This is a genomic window from Streptomyces goshikiensis (assembly GCF_014650555.1).
GTDB lineage: Bacteria > Actinomycetota > Actinomycetes > Streptomycetales > Streptomycetaceae > Streptomyces > Streptomyces goshikiensis.
In genome coordinates this window covers 1-2,954 of sequence record NZ_BMVE01000036.1, presented here as the reverse complement: position 1 = coordinate 2,954, position 2,954 = coordinate 1, and the positions used below count along the sequence as shown (strand labels likewise).

Annotated in this window: 1 protein-coding gene; it reads right to left on the bottom strand. The window is 70.9% G+C overall.

Annotated features, from left to right (window positions below):
* The coding region (locus IE248_RS37015) for a type I polyketide synthase (protein WP_268254124.1) at nucleotides 1-2,946 on the bottom strand (2,946 nt) is incomplete at its 3' end.
* Nucleotides 2,947-2,954 lie beyond the last annotated feature (8 nt).

Here is a 2,954-nt window from a genome sequence, read left to right as displayed (position 1 = left end):
ACGCCCAGGCACACCAGGCTCCGGATCAAACAGACCCGCCACATCCCAACCCCGATCAGTGGGCATGGGGCCGATGACGTCCCGTTCGTCCATGAGCAACTTCCACAGTTCCTCAGGAGAGTGGGCCTCGCCCGGGTAACGGCAGGCCATACCGACGATCGCGATCGGCTCTTCGGGGGCGATGGCCGGCCGGGCCGTATCGGCCTGGTCGCTCCCGGCGACGTGCTGCGCGGACAGGCCCAGGGCCTCGCCGTACAAGAAGTCCGCCAGGGCGCCGGGGTTCGGGTGGTCGAAGACGACGGTGACGGGAAGGACGACACCGCTCGCGGTACTCAGCCGGTTGCGGAGCTCCAGCGCGGTCAGCGAGTCGAACCCAGCGTCCTTGAAGGACCTACGCGGCGCCAGGAGTTCCGTCGTGTCGTGCCGCAGGACGGCAGCCGCCTCGGCTCGGACCAACTCGACGAGTATCCGGCGCTGTTCGGGCTCCGGCAGCGACGCAATGCGCTCGGCAAATGTGGCGGCCGACTCGGCGGCCCCGGCACCCTCCTGCGCGGCCCCTTCCGACCCCAGCGCACGTCGCGCTTCGGGCAGGTCCGCGAAAAGCCGTCCGCGCCGCAGCGCGGCCGTGCGCGGAGCGAACTCAGACCAGTCCACGTCGACGACGGTGCGGCAGGTCGTGTCCTGGTCGAGCGTCCGTTGCAGCGCCTCGATGCCGGTGGCGGGCTCAAGCGCGCGGATGCCACGGCGGTTGAGGCTCACCTCTCCGTTGCCCTCGGCCATGCCGCCGCCGCCCCAGAGGCCCCAGCTTATGGAGGTCGCCGCAAGTCCGCCGGCACGGCGCTGCTCGGCGAGCGCGTCCAGAGCCGCGTTGGCCATGGCGTACGCGGCCTGGCCGCCGTTACCCCATACGCCGGTGACGGAGGCGAAGAGGACGAAGGCGTCAAGGTCCAGGTGTGCGGTGAGCTCGTGCAGGTGAACGGCGGCCGTCGCCTTGGGGCCCAGGACCCCGTCCAGACGTCCGGGGGTGAGCGTGTCGACCGTCCCGTCGTTCAGCACGCCGGCGGTGTGGAAGACGGCGGTCGGCGGATGCGCGTCGATCAGCGCGGCTAGCGCGGCACGATCGGACACATCGCAGGCCGCGAGCGTGACCTGAACGCCGGACGCCCGCAGCTCTCCGGCCAGCTCGTCGGCGCCGGGTGTCCCGGCACCACGGCGGCCGGTCAGCACCAGGTGCTCGGCTCCGTTCCGGGCCAGCCAGCGGGCCACCCGGGTTCCGATGGCGCCCATTCCCCCGGTGACGAGCACGGTGCCGCGCGGTCGCCATTCCGGCTTCGCGCCCTTGGGCTTCCGGTGGCCTGCCTGAACGACGCGCCGGCCGTAGGCGCCCGAGGGCCGTACCGCCAACTGGTCCTCACCGGCCACGATCCCGGCGGCCAGTGCCCGCAGCGCCAGAGCCGCCGTACGTGTATCGGTGTCCGCCGGGAGATCGATCAGACCACCCCAGCGGTCGGGGAGTTCGAGAGCGGCAACGCGGCCGAGCGCCCACAGCTGCGCACCCGCCGTCTCCGGCACCTCACCAGGCACGACGGACACCGCACCCCGCGTCACCGCCCACACCGGAACACCGAATCCTGCGTCGCCGACGGCCTGCACCAGTGCCAGTGAGGTGGCGATGGCAATCGGTACGGTCGGGCGGTCGACCTGTGCACCCTCGGCCCACCCCAGGAGGGACAGGATTCCCCCAAGGGGTTCCTGCTCTTCGGCCGCGGTGGTGGTGAGCCGCGCCGACAGGTCGGTGCGGTCCGTCGCCGTCACGTCGACCGTGAGGCGGGAGACCGTGGCGCCGTGGGTGGTGAGGGCTTGCTCGACGTCGTGGGCGACACGTGTGCCGTCCGCGTCCAGGTCCTCGGGCACGACGAGCAGCCACCGGCCGTCAAGACGCACCGACTCCGGCAACGACAGACTCTTCCACGTCACCTCGTACGACAGACCGTCCTGCACCCCCGACGGAACAACCGCCGCAGAAGGACGCGACTCAAGCCAGTAACGCTGGTGCTGGAAGGGGTAGGTGGGCAGGTCGATGGTGCGGGCGCCGGTGTCGTCGAAGAGGGCCGGCCAGGTGACGTCGACGCCCTGGACGAACGCTTCCGCCACCGAGGTCAGGAAACGCCGCAGACCCCCCTCGTCACGACGCAGGGAACCGACCGCACACACCTGCCGGCCCACGGACTCCGCCGTCTCCTGCACCGCAGCTGTCAGCACCGGGTGCGCGCTGGCCTCCACGAACACCGGGAAACCATCCGCGAGCAGCTGCTCGACCGTCTCCTGGAACCGCACCCGCCGACGCAGATTCCCGAACCAGTACCCCGCATCCAACGACGCCGTGTCGATCGCCGCGGCCTCCACCGTCGAGTAGAACGGGATCTCGCCGCTCACCGGACGGACGTCGGCCAGGATCTCTTCCAGCTCGGCTGCCAGCGTCTCCACATGCGCCGAGTGCGAGGCATAGTCCACCGGCAGACGCCGCGCCCGCACACCCTCCGCCTCACATACGGTCACGAACTCCGCCACCGCGTCCGTGTCACCGGCGACCACCGTGGCCGACGGCCCATTGACCACCGCCACCCCCAGACGCCCCGCCCACCGTTCCAGACGCTCCTCCACCACCGTCACCGGCAACGCCACCGACGCCATCCCGCCATGGCCCGCCAGCTCACGCCCGATCAACCGTGCACGCAACACCACCACACGGGCCCCGTCCTCCAACGACAGACCACCCGCCACCACCGCGGCAGCAATCTCCCCCTGCGAATGCCCCACCACCGCATCCGGCACCACACCCAACGACCGCCACAACGCGGCAAGCGACACCATCACCGCAAACGAGGCCGGCTGCAGCACCTCCACCCGCTCCAACGCAGCCTCATCATCGAGCACCTGCGACAACCGCCAGT